General features: G+C 62.8%; 26 protein-coding genes and 1 pseudogene. 14 read left to right on the top strand and 13 right to left on the bottom strand.

All coding sequences use genetic code 11. The features are described from left to right. Positions 1-76 precede the first annotated feature (76 nt). Entirely contained in the window at positions 77-745 is a 669-nt protein-coding gene (locus J4D99_RS05660) for a DUF4159 domain-containing protein (RefSeq protein WP_208130738.1), read from the bottom strand. Positions 746-875: 130 nt separating this feature from the next. Between J4D99_RS05660 and J4D99_RS05655 the strand changes: the two genes are divergently transcribed. Together J4D99_RS05655 and J4D99_RS05650 are read left to right on the top strand one after the other, a co-directional pair. Then, positions 876-1,283 (top strand): hypothetical protein, encoded by a 408-nt coding sequence (locus J4D99_RS05655; RefSeq protein WP_208130737.1) that lies wholly within the window; start codon positions 876-878, stop codon positions 1,281-1,283. Between the two features lie 60 nt (positions 1,284-1,343). Continuing rightward, positions 1,344-2,705, top strand: coding sequence for an RtcB family protein (locus J4D99_RS05650; RefSeq protein ID WP_208130736.1), 1,362 nt, complete (start codon positions 1,344-1,346; stop codon positions 2,703-2,705). On the opposite strand, the pseudogene J4D99_RS21750 reads toward J4D99_RS05650, so the two are convergent. Then, positions 2,702-3,393 (bottom strand): annotated as a pseudogene (locus J4D99_RS21750) (IS5 family transposase); the annotation flags it as partial. The gene J4D99_RS05650 and the pseudogene J4D99_RS21750 sit on opposite strands and share 4 nt — an antisense overlap. Before the next feature lie 201 nt (positions 3,394-3,594). Here J4D99_RS21750 and J4D99_RS05635 point away from each other — a divergent pair. Next, complete coding sequence (locus J4D99_RS05635) at positions 3,595-4,044, top strand: ankyrin repeat domain-containing protein (protein WP_208130734.1); 450 nt, start codon at positions 3,595-3,597, stop codon at positions 4,042-4,044. Here the strand turns inward: J4D99_RS05635 and J4D99_RS05630 are convergent. Together J4D99_RS05630 and J4D99_RS05625 are read right to left on the bottom strand one after the other, a co-directional pair. Beyond that, complete coding sequence (locus tag J4D99_RS05630; RefSeq protein WP_208130733.1) at positions 4,041-4,748, bottom strand: RsmE family RNA methyltransferase; 708 nt, start codon at positions 4,746-4,748, stop codon at positions 4,041-4,043. The genes J4D99_RS05635 and J4D99_RS05630 overlap by 4 nt on opposite strands. An 86-nt stretch (positions 4,749-4,834) precedes the next feature. Further along, positions 4,835-5,245 carry a hypothetical protein gene (locus tag J4D99_RS05625; protein WP_208130732.1) on the bottom strand — a complete coding sequence of 137 codons (411 nt, stop codon included), beginning with the start codon at positions 5,243-5,245 and terminating at the stop codon, positions 4,835-4,837. Between the two features lie 193 nt (positions 5,246-5,438). On the opposite strand from J4D99_RS05625, the gene J4D99_RS05620 reads away from it, so the two are divergent. From J4D99_RS05620 to J4D99_RS05610, 3 genes are read left to right on the top strand one after another with little or no spacing between them, the layout of a single operon-like run. After that, positions 5,439-6,254 carry a M48 family metallopeptidase gene (locus J4D99_RS05620; RefSeq protein WP_208130731.1) on the top strand — a complete coding sequence of 272 codons (816 nt, stop codon included), beginning with the start codon at positions 5,439-5,441 and terminating at the stop codon, positions 6,252-6,254. A 45-nt stretch (positions 6,255-6,299) separates the two neighbouring features. Beyond that, complete coding sequence (gene xrtX / locus J4D99_RS05615; RefSeq protein WP_208130730.1) at positions 6,300-6,845, top strand: exosortase X; 546 nt, start codon at positions 6,300-6,302, stop codon at positions 6,843-6,845. Further along, positions 6,842-7,336, top strand: coding sequence for an XrtX-associated membrane protein (locus J4D99_RS05610; protein ID WP_208130729.1), 495 nt, complete (start codon positions 6,842-6,844; stop codon positions 7,334-7,336). Before xrtX ends, J4D99_RS05610 begins: the two co-directional genes overlap by 4 nt. Positions 7,337-7,476: 140 nt before the next feature. Here the strand turns inward: J4D99_RS05610 and J4D99_RS05605 are convergent, their stop codons facing one another. Both J4D99_RS05605 and J4D99_RS05600 read right to left on the bottom strand, forming a co-directional pair. Beyond that, the gene (locus J4D99_RS05605; RefSeq protein ID WP_208130728.1) at positions 7,477-10,473 is read right to left on the bottom strand and encodes a DUF4394 domain-containing protein; all 2,997 of its coding nucleotides are present in this window, start codon (positions 10,471-10,473) and stop codon (positions 7,477-7,479) included. A 153-nt stretch (positions 10,474-10,626) separates the two neighbouring features. Next, complete coding sequence (locus J4D99_RS05600; protein WP_208130727.1) at positions 10,627-11,259, bottom strand: LON peptidase substrate-binding domain-containing protein; 633 nt, start codon at positions 11,257-11,259, stop codon at positions 10,627-10,629. Between the two features lie 135 nt (positions 11,260-11,394). Here J4D99_RS05600 and J4D99_RS05595 point away from each other — a divergent pair, with 135 nt between their 5' ends. The 8 genes from J4D99_RS05595 to J4D99_RS05560 all read left to right on the top strand — a co-directional run bounded on the left by J4D99_RS05595 (position 11,395) and on the right by J4D99_RS05560 (position 22,054). Beyond that, positions 11,395-11,811 (top strand): hypothetical protein, encoded by a 417-nt coding sequence (locus J4D99_RS05595; protein WP_208130726.1) that lies wholly within the window; start codon positions 11,395-11,397, stop codon positions 11,809-11,811. A gap of 270 nt (positions 11,812-12,081) precedes the next feature. Continuing rightward, the gene (locus J4D99_RS05590; protein ID WP_208130725.1) at positions 12,082-16,551 is read left to right on the top strand and encodes a CusA/CzcA family heavy metal efflux RND transporter; all 4,470 of its coding nucleotides are present in this window, start codon (positions 12,082-12,084) and stop codon (positions 16,549-16,551) included. A gap of 44 nt (positions 16,552-16,595) precedes the next feature. Then, positions 16,596-17,798: an efflux RND transporter periplasmic adaptor subunit gene (locus J4D99_RS05585; protein ID WP_208130724.1), complete on the top strand. Its 1,203-nt coding sequence runs from the start codon at positions 16,596-16,598 to the stop codon at positions 17,796-17,798. Between the two features lie 323 nt (positions 17,799-18,121). Continuing rightward, the gene (locus J4D99_RS05580; protein ID WP_208130723.1) at positions 18,122-18,586 is read left to right on the top strand and encodes a thioredoxin family protein; all 465 of its coding nucleotides are present in this window, start codon (positions 18,122-18,124) and stop codon (positions 18,584-18,586) included. 6 nt (positions 18,587-18,592) lie between these two features. After that, on the top strand, positions 18,593-19,684 hold the full coding sequence (locus J4D99_RS05575; RefSeq protein WP_208130722.1) for an FAD:protein FMN transferase: 1,092 nt from the start codon (positions 18,593-18,595) through the stop codon (positions 19,682-19,684). Next, positions 19,681-19,911, top strand: coding sequence for a DUF4266 domain-containing protein (locus tag J4D99_RS05570; RefSeq protein WP_208130721.1), 231 nt, complete (start codon positions 19,681-19,683; stop codon positions 19,909-19,911). Before J4D99_RS05575 ends, J4D99_RS05570 begins: the two co-directional genes overlap by 4 nt. A 134-nt stretch (positions 19,912-20,045) precedes the next feature. Continuing rightward, complete coding sequence (locus J4D99_RS05565) at positions 20,046-21,314, top strand: DUF3570 domain-containing protein (protein WP_208130720.1); 1,269 nt, start codon at positions 20,046-20,048, stop codon at positions 21,312-21,314. Positions 21,315-21,337: 23 nt separating this feature from the next. After that, on the top strand, positions 21,338-22,054 hold the full coding sequence (locus tag J4D99_RS05560) for a VIT1/CCC1 transporter family protein (RefSeq protein ID WP_208130719.1): 717 nt from the start codon (positions 21,338-21,340) through the stop codon (positions 22,052-22,054). Positions 22,055-22,104: 50 nt separating this feature from the next. Here J4D99_RS05560 and J4D99_RS05555 read toward each other — a convergent pair whose 3' ends face one another. The 7 genes from J4D99_RS05555 to J4D99_RS05525 form a co-directional block, all read right to left on the bottom strand. After that, positions 22,105-22,545 carry a hypothetical protein gene (locus J4D99_RS05555; RefSeq protein WP_208130718.1) on the bottom strand — a complete coding sequence of 147 codons (441 nt, stop codon included), beginning with the start codon at positions 22,543-22,545 and terminating at the stop codon, positions 22,105-22,107. A 103-nt stretch (positions 22,546-22,648) separates the two neighbouring features. Further along, positions 22,649-23,329 carry a type 1 glutamine amidotransferase domain-containing protein gene (locus J4D99_RS05550; protein ID WP_208130717.1) on the bottom strand — a complete coding sequence of 227 codons (681 nt, stop codon included), beginning with the start codon at positions 23,327-23,329 and terminating at the stop codon, positions 22,649-22,651. Between the two features lie 71 nt (positions 23,330-23,400). Beyond that, positions 23,401-23,712, bottom strand: a complete 312-nt coding sequence (locus tag J4D99_RS05545; protein WP_208130716.1) for a putative quinol monooxygenase — start codon at positions 23,710-23,712, stop codon at positions 23,401-23,403. 40 nt (positions 23,713-23,752) lie between these two features. After that, positions 23,753-24,751 carry an NADP-dependent oxidoreductase gene (locus J4D99_RS05540; protein WP_208130715.1) on the bottom strand — a complete coding sequence of 333 codons (999 nt, stop codon included), beginning with the start codon at positions 24,749-24,751 and terminating at the stop codon, positions 23,753-23,755. Between the two features lie 89 nt (positions 24,752-24,840). Next, positions 24,841-25,278: an organic hydroperoxide resistance protein gene (locus tag J4D99_RS05535; protein WP_208130714.1), complete on the bottom strand. Its 438-nt coding sequence runs from the start codon at positions 25,276-25,278 to the stop codon at positions 24,841-24,843. A gap of 67 nt (positions 25,279-25,345) precedes the next feature. Continuing rightward, positions 25,346-25,798 carry a MarR family winged helix-turn-helix transcriptional regulator gene (locus J4D99_RS05530; protein ID WP_208130713.1) on the bottom strand — a complete coding sequence of 151 codons (453 nt, stop codon included), beginning with the start codon at positions 25,796-25,798 and terminating at the stop codon, positions 25,346-25,348. 131 nt (positions 25,799-25,929) lie between these two features. Beyond that, positions 25,930-26,832, bottom strand: coding sequence for a mycofactocin-coupled SDR family oxidoreductase (locus J4D99_RS05525; RefSeq protein ID WP_208130712.1), 903 nt, complete (start codon positions 26,830-26,832; stop codon positions 25,930-25,932). Positions 26,833-26,839: the final 7 nt, after the last annotated feature.

Here is a 26,839-nt window from a genome sequence, read left to right as displayed (position 1 = left end):
TCGTTGGATTAGTAACCCTGACGTGAAGGAAAGATTGCCGCGCTCCACTTCGTTGCGCCCGCAATGACAAATGAGATTAGTCCTGCGTGAGGGCGTAGGCCACGAGGTTGGCGCCCATGCGCAGGGCCGCGTCGTGGATGGCGGGGGTGTCTTCGGGGTAGGTGCCCACGTCTTCCCAGCCGTTGCCGAGGTCGCACTCGTAGGTATAAAAGCAGACAAGGCGGCCTTTGTATAACAAGCCGAAGCCCTGCGGTCGCTTGCCGTCGTGCTCGTGCACCTTAGGCAAGCCCTTGGGGAACTGATACTTCTGGTGGTAGATAGGGTGGGAGAAGGGCAGCTCCACGAACTCCAGCTCGGGGAAGACCTTCTTCATCTCGGGGCGGATGAACTTGTCGAGGCCGTAGTTGTCGTCGATGTGCAGGAAGCCGCCGCCGATGAGGTACTTGCGCAGGTTCTGGGCCTCGGCCTGGGTGAAGCTCACGTTGCCGTGGCCCGTCATGTGCAGGAAGGGATAGCTGGGCAGCTCGGGCGCGTCGAGCTCCACGGTGGCCTCGTCGGGGGCGATGTTGGTGTGCAGCGCCTGGTTGCAGAAACTGATGAGGTTGGGCAGGCTCGTTTTGTTGGCGTACCAGTCGCCCCCGCCGCCGTAGTGCAGCTTGGCAATCTGGTAGCTGGGCGCGGCGGGCGGCGCGGCGGCCGTGGTAGTGAGCAGGAGGCTAGCGGCGAGGAGGAAGTTTTTCAGCATGGCGGGGCGCCGGGCTAGCCGGCCTACTCCACAAAGAAAGGGCTAGCGCAGAAAGTTCTCCATGCGCAGGCGTAAGAAGTCAACGGGTGCTACATTAGCCAAGCGCTCTCCTATTTCTCCGCGCTTACCTATGGCTTTTAAACTGTTTGATAAATTTTTAGGCAGGCCTAAGGGTGAAGAGCAAGGGCATGTTTATAAGTACTCAGTTCTTGCTAGTGTCTTACTTGTATTCATACCTGAGGAATACTTTTTTCCTGATTTTATCAGTACTACTGAATTTCTTGAAAAGCAGAGTTTTTACAATGATATTAAGAATGTAATTCTGGACTTTCAGCAATGTAAATTGTTGCATGGCCTAGGAATGGGATTGGAAGTGCAGAGCTACTACGAAAGTGCTAAAGCGGTTAATAAGAAGGTGTTTTGGGTGGGTAATAAGGGTATGCATGAAATTATCATAATGATGCTTGAGCCCGATTACAGTTCAACTGATATTATCCCGTATTTGCCATCAGTACCTGATTTATCATCGCTTTCCTGATTACTTAGGCAGTAGGAAAAGTCTGTATCAGTTAAAAATTTTGACCAAGTTTCCCCACCCATGACCACCGGCAAAGACCTCCTCGACCTCGGCTTCAAATCGGGCAAATGGTTTAAAGATGCCCTGGCGCATATCAACGAACACGAGCTGGAAGGCGCGGCCCGGCTAGCCTACCTTGATATCGTGAAGCCGCCGGCTGAGCTACCGCTGCTGGCCGTGCCCGCGCCGTTCTTTGAGAACATCCGGGCCGAGTCGACGGTGGAGCAGCAGAACATCGACCAGGTGCGGCAGTCGATGGCGCTGCTCATGCGCACACCCACGGTGGTGACGGGCGCCATCATGCCCGATGCCTGCCCGGCCGGGCCGGTGGGCACCATCCCGGTGGGTGGCGTGGTGGTGACGCGCCAGGCCATTCACCCCGGCATGCACTCGGCCGACATCTGCTGCTCGGTGATGCTGACCAACCTGGGCAAAATCGACCCCAAAACGGTGCTCGACGTGGCCCAGCAAGTCACGCACTTCGGGCCGGGCGGCCGCCCGCCCGAGCGGCAGTACCCGCTGCCCACCGCGCTGCGGGCCGCGTTTCAGGCCAACCCGTTTCTGAGCGCCGACAAAGACCTCAGCCTGGCCCAGGAGCACCTGGGCACGCAGGGCGACGGTAACCACTTCCTGTACGTGGGCATTTCGGCCGCCACCGGCGACACGGTGCTCGTGACGCACCACGGCTCGCGGGGCGTGGGCGCGCGCCTCTACACGGCGGGCATGAAGGTAGCCGAGCGCTTCCGCCAGCAGCTCTCGCCCGACACGGCCCCGGCCAATGCCTGGCTGCCCGCCGACTCGCCCGAGGGCGAGGCCTACTGGGCGGCGCTGCAACTCGTGCGCCAGTGGACCAAGCTCAACCACCTCTGCCTGCACGACGACATTGCCCAGCGCCTGCTAGCCCCCGTGCAGCAGCGCTTCTGGAACGAGCACAACTTCGTGTTTCGGGCCGGCGACCTCTACTACCACGCCAAGGGCGCCACGCCGCTCGACCCGCAGTTTATGCCTGATATCACCGGCCCGCGCATTATTCCGCTCAACATGGCCGAGCCGATTCTAATTGTGGAGGGCGACACCACGGCCAACAACCTGGGCTTTGCCCCGCACGGCGCGGGCCGCAACCTCAGCCGCACCCGCCACAAATACAGCAAGGCCGACAAAACCCAGCAGCAGTGGTTTGACGAGGAAACCCAAGGCATCGACGCCCGCTTTTTCTTCAACGAAATCGACATCTCGGAGCTGCCCAGCGCCTACAAAAACGCCGCCGAGGTGAAGCGCCAGATTGCCGAGTTCAAGCTAAAGTGTGTGGACAGTTACCTCATCCAGTCGAGGGCAGCCAGTAGGTGGGCAATAGCTAGAAAAGAGACAGCGGTTTTTTCGTAACGGGTAGCGAAGCCGCGCGCCTCCTTGAGACGACCAAAAAAGCGCTCGATTTTGTTGCGGTCGGCGTAGAGGTTGTGGTCGTAGGGGCGCTGGTGCAAGCGGCTGGTTTTGGGTGGAATGACGGATACCGCGCCCTGGTCGGCAACGGCTGTCAACACCTTATTTGTGTCATAGGCCTTGTCGCATACAACCGCGCCCGGTGGGTGAGCGAGGGCGGCCAGCAAGCGGGGCAACTGCGGGCTGTCAGCACGCTCCGCCGGAGTCAGGGTCAGAAACAGACAGTTACCCAGCGCGTCGACTACGGCGTGGACTTTGGTGCCGAAGCCGCCGCGACTGCGCCCGAGGCATTCGGCGCGGGCCGTGCTTTTTTTTGACCTGCCGCGGCTTTGTGGGCCTTGACAGTGGTCGAATCCACGAGCACCCACGCATAATCTGGCTCTTGCACGGCCAGAAACAGTGCTTCCCAGACCCCGGCCAAGGCCCAGCGCCGAAACCGGCGCGCAATCGTGTTCCAGTTGCCGAAGCGAGCGGGCAGGTCGCGCCAGGCAATACCCGTGCGCGTGCGGTAGAAAACCGCGTTGACAAACAGCCGGTTATCGCGGCCTGTGCCACCACTCGTGCCGGGTTGACCCAGCGTGTGGGGCTCAATGAGATGCCATTCCTGGTCGCTTAGTTCGTGACGGCGCATTCCCAAAAGTAACCCTGCCACTGTCCACACACTTTAGCCCGCACCGTGGATGAGATTCGGCCCTACGGCTGCATCATGGCCGGCGACTGGGAGAAAAACGCCCCTTGGCGCGTGAAAAAGCGGCAGGAGAAGAAGGCTTCTTAAACTTAAATCATGGCCAGAGCAGGACGACCGAGCAAATCAGACCCCAGACTTGACGGGGTGCCTTTCCTCATTGAAAAGCAAGATAATGAGGAGGTAAAAAGGATTTTAGCTGAAACAGGAATAGATGCTGGCGACGGTTATTCAACAAGCGCGCTTTTATGGGCCGCTATTTACACTAATAATACTTTACTGGCTTGGCTGATTGATAATCGTGCCGATATAAATCATCAAGACAGGGATGGCTATACTGCCTTGCACTGTGCAGCAGAAAGAAAAAATGAATTAGGGGCTAAGCTGCTATTGGAAGCTGGCGCGCAGATAGATATCGCGGATATTCACGGAAACACACCGCTGTGGACGGCAGTATTTAACGCGAAAGGTGATATGCGGCTGGTTCAGCTTTACGTTCAGGCTGGTGCTAATCTTGACAACCTAAATAAGTATCAGCGGACGCCGAGGCAGCTAGCAGAAACCATCGCTGGCATCGATTTGGAAACGCTACGCTAAAGCTCCCGCACCACCTGCGCCGTGAAGACGGCCGCCAGCGCCGCCGTTTCGGTGCGCAGGCGCGAGCTGCCGAGCGTGACGGGCCGAACCCCCCGGCCCAGCGCCAGCGCGATTTCGCTAGGGGAGAAGTCGCCCTCGGGGCCGATGAGCACGCAGCAGCGCGGCGCGGCCCCGATAACCTGGGCCAGCGCCGTGCGCTCGCCGGCTTCGAGGTGGGCGATGAAGGTGGTGCTAGGGTCGATTTCGGCGATAAACTTATCGAAGTCAATTAGCTCATCGAGCTGCGGCAGGTAGGCCTGGCCGCTCTGTTTGAGGGCGCTGACGGCGATTTTCTCCAAGCGTTCGAGCTTGAGGTCGCGGCGCTCGGAGCGGGCGCAGCGCAGGAAGCTGAGGCGCTCAAGGCCGACTTCCACGGCCTTTTCGACGAGCCATTCCATGCGGTCGAGGTTTTTGGTGGGGGCCACGGCTACGTGGGTGTAGGTGGCGCGGGGCACGATGAACTCGTGGCTGGTGATGGCTAGGGTGCAACGCTTGGGGTTGGCGTCCTGCACGGTAGTGCTGGCTAGGGTGCCGTGCCCGTCTACGAGCAGCACGGGCGCGCCGGGAGCTAGCCGCAGCACGCGCACGGCGTGCTTGCTTTCTTCCTCAGAGAGCGTGTAGGTGGGCTGGTCGGGGTGGAGGTCGGGGGCGAAGCAGGTGAGCATGAGCAGGGGCAAAAAGGCCGCGAAGGTAGGCTGGCGGCCAGCAGGGCTAGCAAATGAGCCCTAGCGCTACTGGCCGCCTTTAGGCGCTAGGGCAGCGGCACGGGGTCGGCCTGCACCTCCGTGACGGTGCCGAGTGGGCCGAAGAGGATGCGCAGGCGTGGGCCGGCGGTGTGGGGGCGGCGGGGGCCGCACTGCGGGCCGGGCACCAGGTAATAATGGTAGGCCTTCTCCGTATTAGCGAGCAGCTCTTCCTCATCGGGTGGGCCTAGCAGGGCGGTTACGTCGTTGGCGCGGGCCTCGTAGAGGCGGGGGCGGGCGGCCAGCAGCGGCGGCAGCAGGGCCGCGCGGCGCCCGGCGCAGGCATAGCGGTCGGCGCGCCACGCGGGCGCTGCAAAGCCCGGAATGTCGGGCAGCGCGTGGCCGCAGCCGGCCAGCAGCAGCGGGGCGGCCAGCAGCAGCCGGCGCCCAGAACGCGTAAAAGAGGAAAGCAAAGCCATAAGAAAGCGAACAACCCAGCGGAACTGGCCGGGCTGGCGCGACGAAGCTAGGGCTGAAAACCGACTTGCACCGGGCCACCCCAGCGCCCAGGCATAACCTAGCCCGCCCGGTCCCGTTACAGACCCCATTCGGCCGGGCCTGGTTTCGGAGGACTAGCGTCCGGCTTCCTCACTCTTCCTTTTTCATCTAACCATGCGCCTGAATCTTCGCGTTATTATTGGCCTTGTTATCGCAGTCGTCACGCTGCTGGGCTATTTCTTCAACACCTCGACTAATCCCGTGACGGGCGAAAAGCAGCACGTGAATATGACGGCCGACCAGGAGATTGCCCTGGGCGTGCAGGCTGCCCCCGAAATGGAGCAGCAGTACGGCGGCGAAAGCCGCGACCCGCGCGCCACCGCCGCCGTGCAGCAGGTGGGCCAGCGCATTGTGCAGGCGAATGGCCTCGACCAGAAAACGCAGTACCAATACCGCTTCCATTTGCTGGCCGATGACCAGACTATCAACGCCTTTGCCCTGCCCGGCGGGCAGGTGTTCATTACCCAGGGCCTGCTCAAAAATCTGACTTCTGAAGCGCAGCTGGCCGGGGTGCTGGCCCACGAGGTGGGCCACGTGGTGGGCCGCCACTCGGCCGAGCAGGTGGCCCAGAGCCAGCTCACGCAGGGCCTCACCGGGGCCGCTGCCATTGCGGCCTACGACCCCAACAGCCCTGGCAGCAGCGCCGTGCGCGCCGCCGCCGCCGCCATGATTGCCAAGCTCGTGAGCCTGCGCTTTAGCCGCAACGACGAGCTGGCCGCTGATAAGTTTGCCGTTGAGTTTACGCCTAAGGCCGGCTACGACCCTCACGCTATGATAAACGTGATGCAGATGCTCGAAAAGGAAGCTGGCGGCAACAACCCGCCCGAATTTTTGAGCACGCACCCCAACCCCGGCAATCGCATTGAGGAGCTGCAAAAGGATATTCAGCAGGTTTATCCGCAGGGTGTGCCCGACGGCCTGCATCCCTAGCGCGGGGCCGCGGTAGCTAGGCCCGCGCCGGATATATTTGTGCCTATGCTTCCAACTGTACCCTCGTCCCCTGGCTCGTGGTGGGCCCGGCTAGCCCCGCGCTGGCGGTTTTTGCTTGTGGCCGCTGCCTTGTATCTGGGCTGGCTCATTGGCTATGAAGGGTTTATCGGGCCCGATGGCCGGCTCGATACCTGGCTTGCGACCAATATCGCGGCGGCCAGCGCGGGCCTGCTACGGGTACTGGGCTTCGCGGCCAGTGCAGCCTCGTCGCTGCTGCTCATGAACAACCGGCCGGCCGTGATAGTGGGGGCTCCCTGCGATGGACTGGTGCTTTATGCTCTGTTTGCGGGATTTATCGTGGCCTTTCCGGCGCCGGCACGGCCCAAGCTGTGGTTTATTCCGGGGGGTATTGTGGCGCTGTATCTACTTAATATCGTGCGGGTAGGAGCGCTAGCCCTCAACCAGCACTACGCGCACCAGTCGGTTGATTTCAACCACCACTATACTTTTAGCTTCGTCGTCTACGCCTTCATTTGCCTGCTCTGGGTGCAGTGGGTACGCCGCTACGGAAACCTCACCGACGCCGCATGAGCCCGCTTTCCAAGGCCGTGCCGCCCCTGACGCCCGCTCGCTGGCTGCTGGCCGGGGGGCTGGCACTAGGGTTATTTCTGCTAGGTATCGAGTCGGAGGCCATTTTTGCGGCGCTTACCAGGGCCTGGCAGGTCGCTTTTGAGGGGCTGGGGCTAGGCCCGGCGCTGGCCCGGTGGCAGCAAGGCACCAGCCATCTCGTCACGACGCGCAGCCTGCCGGCCGTGGCCACCTACGCGCTGCTGTACGTGGGCCTGAGCCTGCTGCTGCTGCATGTGCTGCTGCGCGATGGCCGCCGCACCCGCTGGGCCGCGCAGGTCTACCTGGGGCTGCTGGGGCTCTACGTGGTGCTGATGCTGGGCGGGCGGCTGGGTGGCAACCCGGACTGGGCCCTCAAGCTGAGCCGCCGCATCATCGACTTTGTTGTGTCGCCGCTGCCGGTGATGGTCCTGCTGCCGGTGCTGTGGCCCGGTACCAAACGAGGGCTCAGTTAAGCAGCTCAACCAACGCGCCAGGCCTGGCCGCAAGGGTATGGCTGTCGGCCAGCAGCAGGTGTATTTAACCAGCCAAAAGGCCCCGCCGGAAACTCCGGCGGGGCCTTTTGGCTGTGAGTGGGGCTAGCCCGGCGGGTAGGCTACTGCACCACCAGGCGCTTGGCTATCAGGCCGGCGGCCGTGGTGGCCCGCACGGTGTAGATGCCGGTGGCCAGGCCCGAGAGGGGTAGCTCCACGTTGGGGGCAGCGCCGGCGGCCAGTGTTTTGGTCAGCACTACCTGGCCGAGCGTGTTGAGCACCTGCACGGTGCTGGCGCTGCTGCCGCGCAGGGCCAGCGGCAATACCAGCGTGGCGGTGCCGTGGGCCGGGCTAGGGTAAAGCCCCGCCTGGGCCGACAGCGCAGCCGAGGCCGTAGCCAGCGGCGCATTGGCACTAAACACGAGGGCATAGCGGCCGGTGGCCGGGTCGGTCGCGCTCAGGGTGAGGCTCACGCTGGGTGTGGTCGTGAGGTCGGTGTAGGTGCCGGCGGTGGCATCGCGCAGGTAGGCGCGGAAGCCGGCGGGCAGGTTGGCGAGCTCATCTACGGCCAGCGTGTAGGCGCCGGCCGCTGGCGCGTGCAGGCGCAGGGGCACGGTTACGGCACTGGCCAGCGCAGGCAGGGCGTTGATGGCCAGCGCCTCGGTGCTGATGTCGCTGGCCAGGTCGAGGCCGTGGGTAGCAGGCAGGTAATGCGCGTCGTACTGGGCATCGAAGGCCGGAGTGGCATGCTCGTCGAAGTACACCCGCGTCTGGTTGGCGAGGCTGGCGTTGCGCAGAGTCAGGGCCAGGGTGGGGCGGGAGTCGGCCGCCGTGCGCTCAAACTTAGCCGTTTCGGGCGCATTGGTGCGGGCAGCCGCCGTAAAGGTCACGCTGCCGGTCTGGCCCACTGCCGTGCGCATAAAGAAGCCCTGGCTGAGCGGGATATTGCTGGTACCGCCGTTGGCGCTCACACCCGGCCCGCCGTTGGTGGGGCCGCCGGGCACGTAGGTGGTATACGTACCCGCATACTGCCCGGTGCTCTTGTACACGTACAGCGCGCTTTCCATGCCCGTCGAGCTGGCAATTAGGGCGTCGTAGCTGATGGCTCCGGGATAGGGGTTGCCCAGCAGCTGATAGCCGGCGCTAGCCTGTGCGCCCCGCACCAGGCCGGTGCGCGCATAGCTGCTGGCCTGGTTGAGGGTGCCTTGAAAGTCGACCAGCTCGCTGCCGCCGATGTTCACCGTATAGCCTTGGCCGATGGTGAGCGCATCGGTGAGGTCGCCCGGCGAGAGGAAGCCGTTGTCAAAATCGCCTACCGCGTAGGAGGCATTGCTGGTAGCCAGCCGCGACTGGTCGTAGTAAAACACCGTGGGGTAGGGGCTCACCTGGCGCGGCGTATTGCTGCTGTTGTAGGCCGGGTTTACCACCGGCGAATAGCTAGCCGTGGCGAAGTCGGCCACCGTGTTGCCGCTCACCGGCGTACTGTAGTGGCGGTAGCCCGGTCCCGGGTTGGTGGGGGTGATGTAGCGCTGCACCGTGGCCGTGCCGGTGATGAGGCCGCTGCCGTTGTTCACTGCATAGGCCGTGCCGTTGGCATCGCTGAGCAGCGTAAAGGACTGGCCCGCGCCGATGGCCAGGCTGCCTGAGGCCATCACCGAGCGCCCGATGGACACATCGGCCGAGGTACTGGCCGTAGTGCCGGTGCCCACGCGCAGGTTCTGAAAGCGGGTGGCCATATTGCCGCCGATGTCTTGCGGGCTACCCCCTACCAGCGCTACCGTACCGGTGCCGCTCCCGGCCACCTGGCTGTCGTTGTTCACAAAGTCGCCGCTCACGTTCAGCACGCCGCCGTCGGCCGTGGTAAGCACGGCCCCGTTGACGAGGTTGACGGAAGCCGCCTGTTGGGTATTGCTCACCACGGGCTGGTTGCTCACCGTCACGTTAGCAATGGCCACGAACGAGCCGCTGCCCGGAATCACCACGTCGTCGGTGCTGGTGGGCACGCCCACCGGGTACCAGTTGCTGCCGTTGCCCCAGTCCGTGCTTACTAGGCCGGTCCATGTCTTGGGCATGACGGGCATCACCGCGATATTGGAAAAAAAGCCAGGCACTTGGCCCACAATGTTGCGCCCGACCGCCTTGCCCGTCGCCAAATCTAAAGCCCAAAAGTTAGTGGCTAGTTGGTTGTAGAAGCTGCCGTTATTAATGTCCGTATTTTTGGAGTCCGAATAGCGTGCCTCAATCAAATAGGCCAGGTTATTCTTGTTAGTCCGGTCGTAGAAAATATCCAGGTCCAGCCCGATAGTAGGCGAGGTAAGTGGATAAAAAGCAGGGTCGCCGTTGGTTTGAAACGTGACGGGGGCCACTCCATTGAGCGTACCGGCGTTGGGCGGGGCCTGAATTGAGAGTAGAGCGTTCGTGTTCGCCACGTCGATGTCGTAGAGCGTGGTGCCCATCACGCCCAGCGCCGAGTTGGTATAGGCCGCCGTGCCAATGTAGGGCACGCGGCCTGGTGTGACCAAGCTGCTCGCGGCGTAGGTTAAGGTACCATCAGTGGCGACCAAGGCGCCGTTATTAGGGTTAAGGCGGTAGTTGGTGCCGTTGGGTGCCACTACCCGGATGCGGTCCAGGCGCGGGTTGAAGTCGAAGCCCACAGTAGGAATGAAGCCGCGCGTGTTGGCGCGGTTGGCATCCACCAGGTTGAGTGTAATCTCGCTGGAGCCGGGCACCGGTGTGGCCACCCCCGTAGTAGGGTCAAGCAGGTAGAGGCGGGCAGCCTGGGTGGTATTGTTGTAGCCGAGTGCGTAAAGCTGCCCGGTAGCCGGCCGGCCGTCGATACCCACAATTTGCTGGCCCGGCGTAAGCCCCGTAACTACTACCGCCGAGTTAGTCACGTAAGACTGCGTGGTCGGATTAATCTGCGCTATCAGCGGGGTATTGGCCGCAATGGGATTGGGGCCTAGCACGTTGGCAGGAAGCGCCTGTGTAGTGAGGCCCGTGGCATACACCAGGGTAGGCGCCTGGGCCCACACCTGGGCCGGGCCCGCCAGCAACCCTAGCGCCAGCGCGAGCTGCGGCAACCGGCGCCCCATGGTAGTAACAGAGGAAAGATTTTTCATAAAAAAACTGATTGGGAGGAAGATAGACGACAACGATTTCGCGCCCCTGAGCTGGACGCACAGCAAGGTACGCAGGCGCTGGCGATTTAGCTTGTCGTTGAGTTTGAGGAATAAACTGTTGCTTTCGAGTCTCCCTCGTCAGTGTTTTAGGCCCTAAAATTGCGGCGGCAGCAGGTGCTTGAAATGGCCGTTTTGCTTCACGCGTTCCTTGAGGCGCTCGGCTTCGAGCACGGCCGGCAGCAGGCGCTCGAGGTGCTCGCGCACCAGCTCCTGGCGCTCTTGCTCGGCAGTGGTGCCCAGCAGCTGGTATTCCTGCTCGGTGCTGAGGCCAATGTGGTGGGCCACGTCGAAAATGCGAAACTTGGGGTCGAGCTGCAGCAGCAGCTTACGGAGGCCCAGCGCCTCGTAGAGCTGGCGCACCTGCCGGGTTATCACCTCGCGCAGGGCCGGGTCGGCTTCTTCATCCTGCACCACGTCTTCGACCTGGCCGGCGGCGTAAAGCTTGCCCGGCGCCTGGCGAAAAAACTTCTCAACCCGAAACACCCTGATGGCCTCGGTGCGAATGTCCATCTCGCCGCCGGGGTGAGTTTTTTCTATGCTCAGCAGGCGCATCTCGGTGCCCAACTCCTGCACGGCATTATCGAGGAAGGGCGGGATGCCGAAGGTAAGGCCCTCGCCCAGGCAGTCGCGCACGAGCTGGCGGTAGCGGGGCTCAAAAATATGAAGATTCAGTTTCTCACCTGGGAAAGCGACCAGGTTGAGCGGAAAAAGCGGAAGTAGGCGCATAGTGCGCCAAGAATACAACGGCCGGGCAAATGTTTTCGCCCAGCCAGGGCTAGCCACTGTTTAGAATGACTATTAATTTTGCCGGCCCGCGTCAATTGCCAAACTTTCGGCCAAGCTCGACGTTTTGGGCCTGATATGAAATCGGTGGTTGCCTTTTTCCTCGCCTGCCTCATGCTGGTCGGCAGCTTCATTCCGCAGAACGACCTGTCGGAGCTGAGCAAGCTGCCCCAGTTGCTGGAGCATTACCGCTTCCACCATTCGGTGGCGGGCGGGGGCTTGTCGCTGGCCCAATTTCTGGCCGAGCACTACGGTTCGGGCACCAAGCAGCACTTCGGCTGCACCTTCGAGCCTCGGCACCAGCAAGACCACCAGGGCCTGCCGCTGCACGGGCGGCACTCGTGCAGCGAGCACGTCGCGTTTTTACTGCTGGGGCTAGCCCCGGTGGCGGGCAGCCAGGCAGTGGCTAGCCCCGGCTTGGCCCACCGCCCGGCTGATGCCTCGTTGTACCGGGGCGAGCCCGAAGCGGCCCTGCTGCAGCCACCCCGAGCCTAGCCTGGCTACGCCCCCGGGCGTAGTGTGCGTAGCAATCAAGGGGCTATTTCGCTCTAAGAAAAGGCTTTAGGGCTTCCGGATTGAGCGGTTGCCCGCGCCCCAGTGCCTGGCTAGCCCCTGGCTGCGGCCCGGCGCGTAGTGCGCGGGGACATTCCAGCTGACGCGTGGTTTATCTGAATTTTTAGCGGGTGGTTTTGGCTGGGCCGCGCCCGGCTTGGCTAGCGCGGCGCCCCTGGCGGGTTCGCGCATCCACCGCATTCCTCTGTTTTCATGTTAGAAAAAATAATTGCGGCCAGCGTGCGCAACAAGCTCATCGTGGGCCTGCTGCTGCTGGGCCTTATTGCCTGGGGCGGTTTTTCGGCGGCCAATCTGCCGCTCGACGCCATCCCCGACGTCACCAACAACCAGGTGCAGGTTATCACCCAAAGCCCCGCCCTGGCCGCGCAGGAGGTCGAGCAGATGCTCACCATCCCGCTCGAACTGCAGCTACGCACCATTCCGGGCGTTACGGAAATTCGCTCTATCTCGCGCTTCGGGCTGTCGGTGATTACGGTCGTGTTTCCTGATAACGTGGACACCTACCGCACCCGGCAGCTGGTGGCCGAAAAGCTGAAAGACGCCGAGGGCGACCTCGTGGCCGGCTCGGGCACGCCCGGCATGGCGCCCATCACCACCGGCCTGGGCGAGATTTACCAGTACAGCATCCGGGTGGAGCCGGGCTACGAGAAACGCTTTTCGCTAGCCCAGCTGCGCGATGTGCAGGACTGGATAGTGAAGCGCCGGCTGGCTGGCGTGACCGGCGTGGTCGACGTGAGCAGCTTCGGCGGCTTTGTGCGGCAGTATGAGGTGGCCGTGGACCCCAACCGCCTGGCCGCCAACAATGTGACGATGGCCGAGCTCTACCAGGCCTTGCAGGACAACAACGGCAATACCGGCGGCTCGTACCTCGAGCGCGGCCCCAATGCCTACTTCATCCGGGGTGAGGGCCGGGCCGCGTCGCTGGCCGACCTGGGCGCCACCGTTATCAAGCAGGCCGCTCCCGGCCAGCCGCTGCTGGTGCGCGACGTGGCCACCGTGCGCTACGGCCACGCCGTGCGCTACGGAGCCATGACCCGCAACGGCCAGGGCGAAACCGTGGGCGGCATTGTGCTGATGCTAAAAGGGGCTAGCTCGGAAAACACCATCAAAAACGTGAAGGCGCGGGTGGCGGCCATCCAGAAAACGCTGCCCAAAGGCCTAGTCATCACGCCCTTTCTCGACCGCACCAAGCTTGTGGACAAGGCCATTGCCACCGTCGAGCACAACCTCATCGAAGGCGGCGTAATTGTGCTGGCCGTGCTGCTGTTGCTGCTCGGCAACTGGCGCGCGGCCGTGGTCGTGGCCCTTATGATACCCTTGTGCATGCTCTTCGCGCTGGGCATGATGAGCTTGTTTGGGGTGTCGGCTAACCTGATGAGCCTCGGGGCGTTAGACTTTGGCCTCATCGTGGATGGGGCCGTCATTATTGTGGAGGCCGTCATCTTTCACCTCGTGCACCAGCGCGAGCAGGCCGCCCACGAAACCATGGATGACATGACCGAGCACGCCGCTACGCGGCTTATGTCGTCGGCCTTGTTCGGGCAGTTCATCATTCTCATCGTGTACTTTCCTATTTTGTCGCTCACCGGCATCGAGGGCAAGATGTTTCGGCCCATGGCGCTCACCGTGAGCTTTGCCATTATCGGGGCCATGCTCATGTGTCTCACTTTTGTGCCGGCGGCTACCGCCTGGGCCCTCAAGAAGGATATCAAGGAGGAAGGCACCCTGGCCTACCGCATCATGAAGTTTCTACACCGCGGCTACGACCCCATTATTCGGGCGGCGCTGCGGGCGCGCTGGCTGGTGGCTGGCGGCGCGGTGGCCTTGCTGGTGCTGGCGGGCTTCATCTTCTCGCGCATGGGCGGCGAGTTTATTCCGCAGCTCGACGAGGGCGACATTGCCCTGAACGTGACGCTAGCCCCCGGCTCGTCGCTCACCCAGACCGTGGCCACCAACACCCGCGTGCAGCAGATTTTGCTGAAGAAATTTCCCGAAATCGAGCAGATTGTGGGCAAAAGCGGCACCTCCGAGATTCCCACCGACCCCATGTCCTTGGAAGACAGCGACGAGATGGTGATTCTCAAAGACCGCAAGGAGTGGACGTCGGCCAGCTCGCGCGAGGAGCTGGCCAATAAGATGCGCGCCGCCCTGGCGGGTATTCCAGGCGTCACGATGGAGTTTCAGCAGCCCATTCAGATGCGCTTTAACGAGCTGATTTCGGGGGTGAAATCGGACGTAAGTATCAAGATTTTTGGTGACGACCTGGCCGTGCTTTTCGAGAAAGCCAACCAGGCCGCCGACCTCATTCGGCCCCTGGCAGGCGTGGGCGACTTAAAAGTGGAGCAGATAGCCGCCCTGCCGCAGCTGCGCGTGCGCTATGACCGCCAGAAAATGGCGCAATATGGCCTGAAAGTGAGCGATTTGAACACCTTACTGCGCTCGTCTTTTGCGGGCGACGTGGCGGGGCAGGTGTACGAAGGCGAGCGCCGCTATGACCTGGTGGTGCGCCTCGACAGCACCCACCGCGAGGGGCTAGCCAACCTGCAAGACCTGTACGTGGACACGCCCGGCGGCCAGAAAATCCCGCTCGATGAAGTGGCCCAGGTGAGCTACCACAACGCGCCCATCCAGATTTCCAGAGACGATGCCCGCCGCCGCATCAACATCGGCATCAACGTGCGCGGCCGCGACGTGCAGAGCCTGGTCGAAGAAATTCAGCAGAAGCTGAGCACCGGCCTCAAACTGCCGCCCGGCTACACCCTGCAGTATGGCGGGCAGTTTGAGAACTTGGTGCAGGCCAAGAAGCGCCTAGCGGTGGCCGTGCCGGTGTCGCTCACGCTTATTTTTATGCTGCTCTACCTCTCGTTTCGGTCGGTGAAGCAGGCGCTGCTCATCTTCACGGGGGTGCCGCTGGCCACCATTGGCGGCATTGTGGCCTTGTGGCTGCGCGGCATGCCGTTCAGCATTTCGGCGGGCGTGGGCTTCATTGCCTTGTTTGGGGTGGCGGTGCTCAACGGCATCGTGCTGCTGGCCAGCCTCAACGAGCTGGCGGCCGAGGGTGTGCGCAAGGTGCGCGAGCGCGTGCTGCGCGCCACCGAAGAGCGCTTCCGGCCGGTTATCCTTACGGCCAGCGTAGCCTCGCTGGGCTTTCTGCCGATGGCGCTGAGCACCTCGGCGGGCGCCGAGGTGCAGAAGCCGCTGGCTACGGTGGTTATCGGCGGGCTTATCTCCGCCACTTTGCTTACGCTGATTGTATTACCGGTGCTCTATTCTTTCTTCACCAAAGACGGCGAGCCCAACCCCGAAGAAGCCGCCGAGGCCGAAGAGCAAGCCAAACATGCCGCCGAGGTGGGGGAGGCTCCGCCCGCCGAAGGAGGCCAGCCTACTAAAAACCCGGACCAGAATCCCACGCCCAAGCCGGCGGTGGTAGCTACCGTGTTGCTGCTAGGGCTGCTGGGAGCAGCGCTCGGTGCCCGAGCCCAGAACACGTTGGGCTCCACGGCTGGCCAGCCCCTGAACCTCAGCCAAGCCTTGCAGACGGCCGGCGTGCAAAACCAGTCGCTGCAAACCTCCAGCCTGCAGGTGCAGCAGGCGCAGGCGCTCATTCGCACCGGCATTGAGCCGCCGCGCACGGTGGTCGATTTTCAGCTAGGGCAGGTGTCGAGCAATATGATTGACCACACCTTCAACGTGATTCAGCAAACGGCCTTTCCGGGCCTGTATGTGGCGCAGCGCCAGCTGCTGCAGGGCCAGAGCGTCACGGCCGAGCAGCAGGCGCGCCTCAACCAGCGCACGCTGGCCGGCTCCATTCGCACCAGCTTCTACAGCCTGCTCGTGACCTACCGCCGGGTGGCGCTGCTGCGCCGGCAGGACAGCCTCTACCGCCGGGCGGCCCACGCGGCCCGCATTCGCTACCAGGTGGGCGAAACCAACCGCCTCGAACAGGTAGCCGCCGAGGCCCGTGCCCGCGAGCTCGAAAACCGCCTGCTTACCACGCTCTCCGACCTCGACGTGCAGCGCGCCCAGCTAGGGCAGCTGCTGGGCCAGGCCGGCCCGGCGGCCATCGACACCACCACGGCGCTGGTGGCCCCGCTCACGCCCGCCGATACGGCCGCCCTCTCGCCCGAGAGCAACCCCACGCTTGGCCTCTTGCGCCAGCAGGTGGCCGTAAGCGCGCAGCAAACCAAGGTGGAGCGCCTGCGCCGCCTGCCGGACCTGCGCGCCGGCTACTTTCAGCAAAGCATCCGCCCCGAGTTTCGGGCCCTGAACGTGGGGCAGCTAGGGCTCGCGTTTCCGCTGCTGGGTAGCGCCGGGCGGGCCAGGGTAGCGGCGGCGCGCATCGGCGAGCAGGTGGCGGCCAGGCAGCTGAGCTACGCCACGGCCCAGCTCGGCACCCAGCTGCGCACGCTGCGCCTGCAGCTGCGGCGCGCGCGGGCTTCGCTCGATTACTACGAAAAATCGGCCCTGCCCCAGGCCCGGCTCATTCTGGCTACGGCCGAAAAAAGCTTCCGGGCCGGTGACATCGACTACGTAACCTACGTGGTGAACACCGAGCCCGCCTGGCAAATCCAGAGCAACTACCTCGACCAGGCCCAGCGCTACAACGAGGTAGTTGCAAACATCCAAACCCTGGTAGGCACTGGCCCGACGGCCATGCGCTAGCCCCTCTCCCCCGAAAAAATGAGCCTTGGCTCTTTCCCAAACTAATGGTAGTTGCTTTAAAATACTGCGCCCTGGCTACTAGCCTGGCGCTACTCACGGCCTGTGGCACAAAGCCCGACGCGGCCAAAGAAGCCCCCGCCGGCAAAAACAAAGCTGGCCAGCCCGCTGCCCCGGCCGCCCCTGCCAACCCCGACCAGGTAGAAGTGAGCGCTGCTCAGGAGCGGGCGGCCGGCATTCAGCTCGGCAGCTTCGAGCGCCAGAACATGACCACCGAAGTGCAGGCCAACGGCTCGGTGGAAGTGCCGCCCCAAAACCGGGCGGCCATCACGGCCATTATGGGGGGCTATGTGCAGACCGTGAACGTGCTGCCCGGCCAGCACGTGGCGGCCGGCGCGGTCATTGCCACGCTGCGCTCGCCCGAGTACCTCACCCTGCAGCAAACCTACTTGCAGAGCAAGGCCAAGGTGCGCTTTCTGGCCGAGGAGCTGGAGCGCCAACGCATTCTGGACATGGAAGATGTGGGCGCCAAGCGCAAGCTGCAGCAGGCCCGCGCCGACTACGCCACCGAGCAGGCTACGCTACGCGCCACGGCCGCCCAGCTGCGGCTGCTCGGCATTTCGCTGGCCCGGCTCGATGCGGGTACCATTGTGAGCGCCGTGCCGCTCACCACGCCCATTGCCGGCTACGTGAAGTCGGTGAATAGCAACCCCGGCGAATTCGTTAATCCGCAGGACCCGCTGGCCGAGGTGCTTAACCGCGACGATTTACACCTCGAACTCAAAGTGTTTGAGAAAGATGTGGCCCAGGTGAAGGTGGGCCAGAAGATACTTTTTAAGGTGCAAAATGCCGGCCGCGATGAAGAGCTGCAAGCTCGGGTGTTTCTGGTAGGTAAAGCCTTCGATGACAATGCCCGCACAGTGCGCGTGCACGCCCACCTGGAGCCCGAGCGCAGCGACTTATTGCCGGGGCAATTTGTGGCCGCCCGCATCCAGACGGCCGGGGCCCGCGTAAGAACCCTTCCCGAGGCCGCCCTCATCCAGGCGGGCGACCTCAGCTACATTTTTCAGCGCGTTGGCACCGATTCGGGGCGCACCGTGTTTCGCCGGGTGAAGGTGCGGGCCAGCCAGCCCCAGCACGGCGACGTTGCCGTGACGGTGCTCGACCCGCTACCCGACACCACCCAGCTGGTCCGGCGCGGCGCCTACTTCCTCGACGCCGAGCTCCGCAAAGGTGAAGGCGGTGATTAATGTAGTATAAATCAGTGTTTATTTGTTGTACACCTTAGTCGTTGCTTTAACTAAGAAATTAGCTTTTATCGGGTCCTGGCCCTGCAACAAACGGCCCTGCAATGCGGGGCCGTTTGTTGTATAGAAGCTAGCCGCTCAACTTGTCTCCAGCTTTCTTTCAACTCATACCTAATGTCCTGCTAGGGTAGCTGCACGGCAGCTGGCGGTCAGGATGCCGTGCTTGCCGACTGCCTGACCTTACTGGCCGATTATCGCTCACCTGCGGGCGTCAGCCTGGCCGTTTTAGTGTTGTTTTGTTTAATCAGGCTTTTTGCCTTTCTACCATGCGTACATATTTGCTGAGCGGCCTTGCGGCTGCCTTTTTTGCCACCGCTTCGGCCGCGGCCCAGACGGCTCCGGCCACGGCCTGGACCAGCTCGCTACCCACCGCCCTGGAGCAGGCCAAGGCCAGCCAGAAGCCGGTGCTGGTCGTGTTTTCGGGCTCCGACTGGTGCAAGCCCTGCATGCAGCTCAAGCAGGAGGTGTTCGACCAGCCCGAGTTTATGCAGTATGCCAAGGACAAGTTTGTGCTGGCCCGCTTCGACTTCCCGCGCAACAAGAAAAACGCGCTTTCCAAGGACCAGACCAAGCTCAACGAGTCTGCGGCGGCCCAGCTCAACAAGGAAGGCGCTTTTCCGGCCGTGGTGCTGCTCTCGCCCGAGGGCAAGGTGCTGGCGCGCACCGGCTACCGCCCCGGCGGCGTTGCCGCCTACGACGCTTACCTCGACCAACTGCTCGCTAAGAAATAAGTGCGTATGCCTGGTTTTGGGCTAAAATCGACGTGGCGCGGCTGGGTGGGCAGCCTGGCGGCCGGCCTGCTGCTGGCGTTAGGGGCTAGCCCGGCGCTGGCCCAGCCGCGGGCAGCGCCGCGCCCGCGCGCCTACACGCGCTCGGCGCACCTCATGGGGTCGGCGTTTACGTTCACGGCCGTGAGCGCCGACGACTCACTGGCCTGGCGGGCGCTACGCGCCGGCCTGCGCGAAACCTGGCGCATCGACCGCCTCTGCTCGTATTGGGATTCGACCTCGCAAGTAGTAAAAATCAACCGGTTGGCGGGCATCCGGCCGGTGGTGGTTGACCAGGAAGTGTACGACCTCATTCAGCGTACACTGAAGATTTCGCAGCTTAGTGGCGGCGCGTTCGATATCACGTTTGCCAGCAGCGACAAAATCTACCACTTCGACAAAACTGAGCACGCCAGCCTGCCCGATTCGGCCACGGTGCACCGCTCCATCCGGCGCATCGGTTGGCAGAAGGTGCGGCTCGACCCCGCCACCCACTCCGTGTTTTTGCCTGAGAAGGGCATGCGGATTAACCTGGCCGGTATTCTGCAGGGCTATGGCGTGCGCCGGGCTTCGGAAATCATGAAAAAGATGGGCATCAGCGGCGGACTCATCAATGGCTCGGGCGATGTGTACTGCTGGGGTAAGCAGCCCGACGGCAGCGGCTGGCGCATTGCCATCGGCGACCCAGCCAGGCCACACACCGTGTCGTCGTGGCTCACGGTGAGCGACTTAGCCGTGGTGACGGCCGGCAACTACGAGCAGTATTTCACGGTGGGCGGCAAGTACTACGGCCACATCATCAACCCGCATACCGGCTACCCGGCCACGGGGCTGCGCTCGGTTACCATCATTTGTCCCGACGTGGAGCTGGCCGACGCCCTCGACGACGCCGTATTTGTGCTAGGCCCCGAGCAGGGGCTAGCCCTGATAAACCGCCTCAAAGACATCAACTGCACGCTCATCACCGACAGCGGCCAGACGCTGGTTTCCAAGGGGATGCAGCTCAATCCGTACCACAGCGCCGCGCCGGCCGCGGTGGCTCAGCCCAAACCAAAATCATGAAAACTATACTCTTGCGGCCCGCCCTGCTAGGCCTGCTGCTGGCCGGGGCCACCGCGCTGCCTGGCTGCGTATCGGTAGCAGCCTACCAGAAGGCCTACCTCAACGACGAGGATATGAAGCTGGCTACCAAGAAAGTAGAAACTTCGGAGGTCAACTTCGAGAGCTACCGTGAGGGCGCTGGCGGCGCTAACGGGGGCAAAGTAGGCGGCGGCTGCGGCTGCAACTAATAAAGCGGTTGTCCTTGCGAGCGCAGCGCGGCAATCTTTCCTTTCCGCTAGGGGTACTAATCCTAACGACAAGGAAAGATTGATTCGCTCTGCTCGCAATGACAGGCGGAATAACGAACATTACTTGATTATCAGTGAATAAACTACTCCTCATTGCCCTGGCCCTGGCCGCGCCGCTAGGGGTGCTGGCGCAGGCCACGCCCACGCCCAACCGCCTCGATGGCTCGGGCATCGCGCCCAACGGCTCGCAACTGCCCACGCCCGCCCGCTACGGCGAAACCGAGGTCGACATTCTGGGCAGCTACTACCAGCAGAACGGTAGCCACTCGGCCGTGGAGGGCGGCATCGGCGACCAGCACCTGACCGACGCGGCACCAACTATCCTGCTCAATATTCCGCTCGACTCCACCACCCGGCTGTCGGCCAATGTGGGCATCGACTACTACGCCTCGGCCTCGTCGGATAAGATTGACCAGGTGATGTCGTCGCCCTCGGCTTCGGATGTGCGCTACCACGCCGATTTCGGCCTCTCGCACACCCTAGCCAACAAGCTGACTACGCTCGGGGCCGGCGCGGGCGTGTCGAAAGAATATGACTACCTGTCGTTTAACCTCCTGGCCAGCTGGGTGCAGGCCTCGGCCGATGGCAACCGGCAGTTCAGCGCCAGCGGTCAGGTATTTCTCGACCAGATTAAGCTCATTACGCCCGCCGAGCTGCGCGTGGGCGGCACTCGCAACCACAACTACGGCTCGGATAACCGCCAGAGCTTCACACTGTCGCTGGTGTATGCGCAGGTGCTGAGCAAGCGCCTGCAGGCGGCCGTGGGCTTCGAGCCGGTGGCGCAGCGCGGGCTGCTGAGCACGCCGTTTCAGCGGGTGTATTTCTACGACTACGCGCCCGGCGGCCTGGCGCCCGGCACGCTGGGCACGGCCAAGGCCGAGGTGCTGCCGCGCCTGCGCTACAAGTACCCCGCTAGCCTGCGCCTCACGTACTACGCCACCGACCTGGTGCAGCTGCGGGGCTTCTACCGTTTCTATAACGACAACTTCGGCATCCGGGCCCACACCTTCGAGGTAGAAGCGCCGCTGAAGGTGACGCCCTTTTTCACGCTCTACCCGTTTTACCGCTACCACACCCAGACGGCGGCCGACTACTTTGCGCCCTACCTGGCGCACTCGGTTTTCGACGAATATTTCACCTCCGACTACGACTTGTCGGCCTTCTCGGCCAGCAAGGTGGGGCTGGGCTTTCGCTACGCGCCGCTCTACGGGCTGGGGCGCTTCAAGCTGGGCCAGCGCATTACCAAATTCAAGTCGCTGGATTTGCGCTACGGCTACTACCGCCAAAGCACGGGGCTCACGGCCAACGTAATAAGCGCCGACCTTTCGTTCGTAATGCCGTAGTAGATACTAGCAAAAATCCGTTTATGACTCCTATCGAAACCCAGGCGCCCGCCGAAAAGCACCTCACCAGCTCGGCCGTTTTGCAAGACATCGTCATTGGCTTGTCCGATGGCCTCACGGTGCCGTTTGCGCTGGCCGCCGGCCTGAGCGGGGCGGTGCAGTCGTCGGGCCTGGTTATCACGGCGGGGCTGGCCGAAATCGTGGCCGGCTCCATCGCGATGGGGCTAGGGGGCTACCTGGCCGGCCGCACCGAGGTAGACCACTACGCCGCCGAGCTGGCCCGCGAGCACGAAGAAGTGCGCACCGTGCCCGATGTGGAGCGCCGCGAAGTGCAGGAGCTATTCGTGGAGATGGGCCTCTCCGAAGCCACCGCCGCCCAGGCCACCGGCGAGCTGGTGCAAGACCCTGAGCAGTGGGTCAAGTTTATGATGAAATACGAGTTGGGCCTCGAAGAGCCCGACCCCAAGCAGGCGTTTAAAAGCGCCTTCACCATCGCCGGGGCGTACGCCGTGGGCGGGCTTATCCCGCTCAGCGCCTACTTCCTCACGGCCACCCCGCATCAGGGGTTGCTGTGGTCGGGCCTGATTACGCTGGTGTGCCTGCTGGTTTTTGGCTTTTTCAAAAGCCGCCTCACCGGCCAGGCACCCATTGCCGGCGCCTTCAAAATGGCCGCTACCGGCGCGGCTGCGGCTGCGGCTGCTTTTTACGTGGCGCGGCTGGTGCAGGGCCACGGCGGCTAGGGTAGCCAAGCACGGCGAAGCATTCGCTTTGCGCTACTCAAACAGCTGTTTCAATCGTGAGGCTGCTTGCCAGCAAGCCATTCTGTCTGCGTACTAAATGCCTTCCAGGAGATGGTGCTAGTAGCGAACGTGATGCGCCATTCAACCCAGTTTGAGCCGGCTGCCTCGTTAAGTAACCCATTAACTACTAATGTATCAGGAAGCAACAGCTTATTATCAGTAATGAGTTTCAGCTTGGCTAAACCTGCAATAGGTGACACGGCGCGCATAGCGCCTGCCTCCTCATAGCTAGCGAACGTCTCTTGCGAAATGCCCGTGAGCGCTAGGGTAGTGCGGCCCAGTATGACGGGCTCGGCTATTTGTTCGTCGGCGAGGTGGGTAAGCTTAGCCCAGTCAAAAACCAGTTCCAGGCTTGTGCCGCGCCGCGTAGCTGCTTCCAGGGAGGAATCATGCAAGCTGAGCTGACGTAAATCTTTGATGGAATAAGGCATGAGGCAATGTACGAGCTGAGGAACCTAGCCGATAACACAAAGCTGCCGCGGCAGCCCTGGCCAGGGCTGCCGCGGCAGCTTTGTGTTATCGGCTAGGTCTACTTTACTTGCCCAGCTGCTTGAGCAGCTCCTCGGCGGCGGGCTCCGACGAAGCGGGATTCTGGCCCGTGATGAGGTGGCCGGCCGTAACTACGTAGGGCTGCCAGTCGGCGCCTTTCGAGTAGGTGCCGCCGTTTTCCTTCAGCATGTCCTCTACTAGAAAGGGCACTATTTTGGTCAGCTGCACGGCTTCTTCCTCGGTGTTGGTGAAGCCCGTCACGGGCTTGCCTTTCACCAGGGGCTCGCCGCTGGCGGCCTTCACATGGCGGAGCACGCCGGGGGCATGGCACACCACGGCTACCGGCTTGCCGGCGGCGTAGGCCTGCTCGATGAGGGCGATGGAGTGCTTATCCTCGGCTAGGTCCCAGAGCGGGCCGTGGCCACCGGGGTAGAAGATAGCATCAAAATCGGCGGCCTTGATGGTGTCGAGCGGCACGGTGCTGGCCAGGGCCTGCTGGGCGGCGGGGTCCTGCTTGAAGCGCTTGGTGGCATCGGTCTGGGCGCCGGGCTCGTCGCTTTTGGGGTCGAGGGGCGGCTGGCCACCCTTGGGCGAGGCGAGCGTCAGCTCTACGCCGGCATCCTTGAATACGTAGTAGGGGGCGGCAAATTCTTCCAGCCAAAAGCCGGTTTTGTGGCCGGTGTTGCCGAGCTCGTCGTGCGAGGTCAGAATCATGGCGATTTTCATACGCTGGTCAAAAAAAGTCAGGTAAAAAAGACGCGCGAATGCGGGTCCGGGAAAAAGCTGGGCTGGCTAGCCTAGCCCAGTAGCTTATAAAACGTAACGGTGCGCTCGACGAGCAAGGGTACAATCTGCTGCACCACAAGGGTTTGGTAGTGCGCCGAGTCGCGGTGCGCCTCCAGGGCCTGCTGGTCGGCGTACTGCTCGTAGAAAAGGAAGTGCGTGGGGTCGGCCGGGTCCTGGTGGGCCACGTAGAGCAGGTTGCCGGGCTCGTGCTCACGCACAGCCGCGGCCGCCGCCAGCATGAGCCGGCGCACGGTTTCTTCCTGGCCGGGCTGCACGCGCCACTCAGCAGCCACCGCGATACTATTGGAGGTGCTAGAATCCATACTAAATAGAATAGAAGTGGGTTAGGGTAGGAGCCGCTGGCTAGGCCACTTTCACCACGGCTTTGCCCGTGTTTTCGCCTTTAAACAAGCCCAAGAAGGCCGCCGGAATCTGGTCGAAGCCCTCGGTGATGGTTTCCTCGCCCTTGAGCTTGCCCTCGGCGTACCACTGCGTGAGCTGCTGCACACCCTCGGGCCAGCGGCTAGCGTAGTCGCTCACGATGAACCCTTGCAGCTTGGTGCTGGTTTTGAGCAGCTTGCCCTCGGGGCGCGGGCCCACCGGGGCCTCGGTGGCGTTGTAGGTCGAAATTTGGCCGCAGAGCGCGATGCGTGCGTGCTTATTGAGCAAGTCGTACACGGCATCGGTGATGGCGCCGCCCACGTTGTCGAAGTAGCAGTCTACGCCGCCCGGCGCGGCAGCGGCCAGCGCCTGGGCAATGTCGGGCGTGGTTTTGTAGTTGATGGCTTCATCAAAGCCCAGCGCCTTAAGGTGCGCCACCTTCTCATCGGAGCCCGCCGTGCCGACTACGCGGCAGCCTTTTATTTTGGCTAGCTGGCCCACGAGGAGGCCCACCGCGCCGGCCGCGCCCGATACCACCACCGTTTCGCCGGCCTTGGGCTGGCAAATGTCGAGCAACCCAAAGTAGGCCGTGAGCCCCGGCATGCCGAGCAATCCCAGGAAGTAGCTGGCGGGTGCCTTGTCGGCGGGCACGCGGTTCAGGGCCTTGGCATCGGCCACGCTGTACTCCTGCCAGGGCAGGTTGCCAACCACCATGCTGCCCACCGGCAGCGCGTCGGCATGGCTAGTCACCACTTCGGCCACCACGCCGCCCGCCATCGGCTGGCCCACCTCAAACGGGGCCACGTACGACTTGGCGGCGCTCATGCGGCCGCGCATATAGGGGTCGACCGATACGTACAGGGTTTTGAGGAGTACCTGTCCCGCCGTGGGCTCGGGCAGCTCGCGGGTTTCGAACTGAAACTGGGCCGCCGTGGGCAGGCCCTGCGGCCGGCTAGCCAGCAAAATGGTGTTCGTCTTCATGCGCAATCAGGAAAAAGCGCTTCGGGGCGGGCCAGAAGCGGTGAAAAGAAAAACGCTCAGGCGGGGCCTGAGCGTTTGGGCGAGCCGGGTTAGGCGTTGGTCGTGGTGGTGAGGGTTACCTCGATGTTGCCTTTGGTAGCGCGCGAGTAGGGGCAGATGCCGTGGGCAGCTTCCACCAGCGCTTCGGCCTGCTTTTGCTCGAAGCCGGGCAGGTTCAAGTGCAGGTCGGCCGAGATGCCGTAGCCACCATCCTCCGCCTGGCCGAAGCCGATGAAGGCTTCAATCGACACGTTCTCCAGCTTCACCTTGGCCTGGCGGGCGGCCACGCCCAGCGCGCCCTCAAAGCAGGCGGCGTAGCCGGCGGCAAACAGCTGCTCGGGGTTGGTAGCGCCGGCTTTGCCGGGGCCGCCCATCTCCTTGGGCGTGCTCAGGGTGAGGTCGAGTACGTGGTTGGCGGACGTAACGTGGCCGTCGCGGCCGCCAATGGCCTTAGCCTGCGCGGTGAATACCTTATTGGTGAGTTTCATGGGGTGTTGAAAAAAGTAAACAGGAAAAAGGGAGAAAAGCCAGAGAAAGCGCGGGGCAGCGCTGCCACTAAGTAAGCTGCTTGATAATATGGGTAAGCTGGGTGCGCAGGGTCGTTAGCTCGTCCAGCGTGAGGCCCACCCTAGCCAGCATCTGGGCCGGAATGTCGCGGGCCTGCGCTTGCAGCGCCCGCCCCGCCGGGAGCAGGCCGATAACGACTGAGCGCTCGTCGCGCGGGTCGCGGCGGCGGCTCAGCCACTGCTTTTGCTCCATGCGCTTGAGCAGCGGCGTGAGCGTGCCCGAGTCGAGCAGCAGTCGCTCGCCCAGCTCCTTCACCGTTAGCTGCTCGTGCTCCCATAGCAGCAGAAAGACGAGGTACTGCGGGTAGGTGAGGCCCAGCGCCTGCAAATGCGGCTGATACGTCTTGGTGAGCTGCCGCGACACGGCATAGAACGGGAAGCACAGCTGGTTTTCCAGCTTCAGCAAGTCGTTTGGGTCGGTAGGGGTCGGGGTGGTTAGCATGGCGTTCGGGTTGTAAACGGCCTTGGGTTGCGTAATGTTTAATTGTGCACAATTTATTTTTAATAATCTCTCTGCTTACGCAAAACAGGCCACAGCTAAAAAGAAATTATCCTAAAAAACAGGCCTTGAGCCTACGCCGTAAACTGCGCGCTGTCGCCGCCGTCCACGTCGAAGGTGGCGCCACTGATGCGGCTAGCCTCGTCGGAAGCCAGAAACACGACCATCGGGGCCATGTCTTCGGGCTGCAGCCAGGGCAGCTGCAGCGGCGTGTGCTCGGCGCGTACCTGGGCTGCCAGCTGCTCGGTCACCGGCGTGGGCGGGTTTTTCACGTAGTCCTTCACGGCCTCTGTCCAGCGGGTTTCGTTGTGCGTCATGGGTGTATCGATGAGGCCCGGCACCAGCGCGTTTACCGTGATATTGTGCTCGCCCAGGTCCAGCGCTGCCGATTTCATAAAGCCAATGAGGCCCCACTTCGAGGCCGCGTAGCTGCTGCCGTGCCGGAAGCCCTTTTTGCCCTGCCCCGAGGCCGTGATAATGATTCGCCCCCGCTTGCGGGCTGCCATGAGCGGCGCAAAGGCCCGCACGGTATTGGCGGTGCCCGTCAGGTTGGTGTCAATAACGTCGTGCCAGTGCGCGTCGTCCATTTCCAGCAGCGGCGCAAACACCTGAATACCCGCGTTGGCCACCAGAATATCAACCTGACCTAGCTCCCTGGTGGCCTGCGCGGCGGCTTCGCGCATTGCGGCCAGGCTACGGATATCGGCCGTTACGGCCACAAACTGCCGGCCCAGTGCGCGCACCAGTCGGGCCGTTTCGTCGAGGTCGCCGGGGCTAGCGGCCGGATATTGCGTCCTGGCACTGGCCGGCCCGGCAATATCAATGCCCAGCACATCGGCGCCCTCGCGGGCAAATGCGACGGCAATGGCCCGGCCAATGCCGCGGGCCGCGCCGGTCACGACGGCTTTTTTGCCGGCCAGCCGGCCGGGAGCGGAAACGTGGGGCGCGGTGTGCGGGCTAGGGGAGGTCGGTTCCATAAAGGAG

This window comes from Hymenobacter sp. BT559 (assembly GCF_017571525.1).
Classification (GTDB): domain Bacteria; phylum Bacteroidota; class Bacteroidia; order Cytophagales; family Hymenobacteraceae; genus Hymenobacter; species Hymenobacter ginsengisoli.
This window is presented reverse-complemented; position numbering and strand designations above follow the sequence as displayed.